Origin of the sequence: Brevundimonas sp., assembly GCF_023259385.1 — a bacterium.
GTDB lineage: Bacteria > Pseudomonadota > Alphaproteobacteria > Caulobacterales > Caulobacteraceae > Brevundimonas.
Genome location: NZ_JAHFPF010000348.1, coordinates 1 through 2,549, shown reverse-complemented (window position 1 = coordinate 2,549; position 2,549 = coordinate 1). Strand labels below are relative to the sequence as shown.

The window sequence follows — 2,549 nt, the reverse complement described above, 5'->3', positions numbered from 1 at the left end:
GCTTCGGCTTGGACCTCGGGGACCGGGCGCAGTTCGACCACCGGAGCCGGCTCGGGCTCCGCGTCGGCCAGGCGGACCAGCGGCAGGTGTAGGGTGAAGGTCGCGCCCTCGCCGGGAACGCTGTCCACGTCGATGCGGCCGCCCAGGCGGCCCACGTGACGCGCCGCGAGCGCCAGGCCCAGGCCGGCGCCGGAGTGACGGCGGCGGATCGAGGCGTCACCCTGGGCGAAGGCTTCGAACAGGTCCGGCAGGACTTCAGGCGGGATTCCGCAGCCGGTGTCGGCGACACGGATGACGACGCCGTCGGCCACGCGGTCGAGACGCACGGAGACCTCGCCCGCCTCGGTGAATTTCACGGCGTTGGCGATCAGCGGATGCACGGCCTGGCGCAGGGCGCGGCGATCGCAGGCGAACCGCGCCCGGATCGGCAGGCGGTCATCGACGGTCAGCGTGAGGCCGCGCGCGTCGGCGGCGGCGCGGCTGGGCGTCATGGCTTCGCGCGCCACGGCGGCCAGGTCGAGCGGCTCGGGCGACAGGGCGTCGTCGCCGCGGGCGAAATCCAGAATGTCCTCGACCAGCATCAGCAGGCCATCGCTCGACTCGCGGATCTGGCGGATCTGACGTAGGGCCTCGGCGTCCAGGCTGGGGCGGGCGGCCAGCAGGTCGGCGAAGCCCGCGACGCCGTTCAGGGGCGTGCGCATCTCATGGCTCATCACGGCCAGGAAGCGCGAGCGGGCGGCGGCCGCGTCCTCGGCCCGGCGGCGGGCCTCCTGGGCGACCAGGGTGCGGGTCCGCAGGCGCGCCTCCAGCCGGCGGCGCTCGCTCATCACCGTCGACAGCGGCAGGACGGTCGCCACCATGGCCAGCATATAGAGGTTGTAGATGCCCAGCCGGCGCAGCAGGTCCGGAACGGCTTCCAGCCCCGGAATGTCCAGCAGGTGGGCCAGCTGCACGGGTCCATAGCCGGTCAGGGTGGCGGCGCCGCTGATGGCCGACGTGATGATCAGGGCCGTCGCCGTCATGGTCGGCGAAAGGCGCAGGCCGATCAGCAGCATGGGCAGCAGGGTCAGGAACAGCAGGGGGTAGTCGTTCTGCAGGAAGACGGCGGCTGTGACGACGGTCATCACGGCGATCAGGACGACGGCCTCGGGCGCCGAGGCGCGGGCCAAGCCCTTGAAGCGATGGGCGCGGGCGAATAGCAGCAGCACCGGCGTGACCAGCAGCAGCCCCATCACCTCCATGATCAGGAAGGACTGCAGATTGAACAGCCAGATCGTCAGCGGCGGATGGCGCAGGGCCCAGGCCAGGCTGAAGCCGACCATGGCGGTGGCCGCCACGGCGGTGACGGAGATGGCCATGAAGCGGAACAGCCGACGCGGGCGGCGCATGTCCAGCGCGGCGCCGCAATAGCGGCGGGCGATCAGGGCGGCCAGCACCGCTTCGCCCAGGTTCAGAACCGCATTGATCCAGAGGAAGACGCCGGGATCGCCCCGGAAGGTGTTGGAGAGCAGGTTGATCGCGAAACAGGCGGTGAGCACCATCATCGCGGGGCGACGGTGCAGCTGAAGCAGGGCCGCGACCATGACTCCGTTGGACAACCAGACGGCGACCGTTCCGTAGGTCGCGACGCTCCAGTGGCCGATCAGCTGCGACAGCGCGAAGAGCAGCACATAGAGCCAGGGCGGCGGGCCTGCGACCCGGCCTGCCTCATGTCTGAACAGACGCCAACGACCCTTCAACCCGAAGCCCTCCCGGCTCCAACCCGAGCGACTACGGTTAAGGTCAATCCGTAAACAAACTGGCCTGAGGGCGGATGAGGGACTTCACGTAACGCGGGAGTCCCCCGGCGGGACGGAACCCCCGGACCGGCGGAGCCGTTTTTTCGCCGCGCCGGTTCCCCGTCGCGGGAGGAGTGCGTGAATGTCAGACACCGTCGCCGACCCGAGCTTCCATCCGCCGAAGGAGGCCTTGGCCTTCTACGAGGAGTCGCTTCGGCTGCTGCAGGAGAGCGGCATACCCTTCCTGCTGTCCGGCACCTATGCGGTGACGGCCTATACGGGCATCAGCCGCCCGACCAAGGACCTGGACGTCTTCTGCAAGCCCGGGGACTACCCGCGCATCCTCGCCTACTTCCAGGCGCGCGGGTACCGCACCGACGTCGAGGACGAGCGCTGGATCGCCAAGGTCTGGAAGGACGAGAAGCATTTCTTCGACGTGATCTTCGCCATGTCGAACGGCACCATCGCCGTGAACGACAGCTGGTTCGGCGGCGACACGATCGAGGTCTACGGCCACACGGTCGGCATCACCCCGCCGACGGCCCTGATCCTGTCCAAGGTCTTCATCCAGGACCGCTACCGCTACGACGGGGCCGACGTGAACCACGTCATCCTGAAGCAGTCCGCGGCCATCGACTGGAAGAGCCTGCTGGACCAGATGGACCTCTACTGGGAGGTGCTGTTCGCCCATCTGCTGAACTTCCGCTTCGCCTACCCCACCGAGCGGGACAATGTTCCGGCCTGGCTGATCGTCGAGCTGAACGAGCGGCT

Annotated in this window: 2 protein-coding genes; one reads left to right on the top strand and one right to left on the bottom strand. The window is 69.0% G+C overall.

Annotated elements, in window-relative coordinates; genetic code table 11:
• Positions 1-1,739: HAMP domain-containing sensor histidine kinase (locus Q0C81_RS18060; protein WP_291841191.1), on the bottom strand; the 1,739-nt coding region annotated here is incomplete at its 3' end.
• Positions 1,740-1,920: 181 nt separating this feature from the next.
• On the opposite strand from Q0C81_RS18060, the gene Q0C81_RS18055 reads away from it, so the two are divergent.
• On the top strand, positions 1,921-2,549 hold a 629-nt coding region (locus Q0C81_RS18055), incomplete at its 3' end, for a hypothetical protein (protein WP_291841189.1).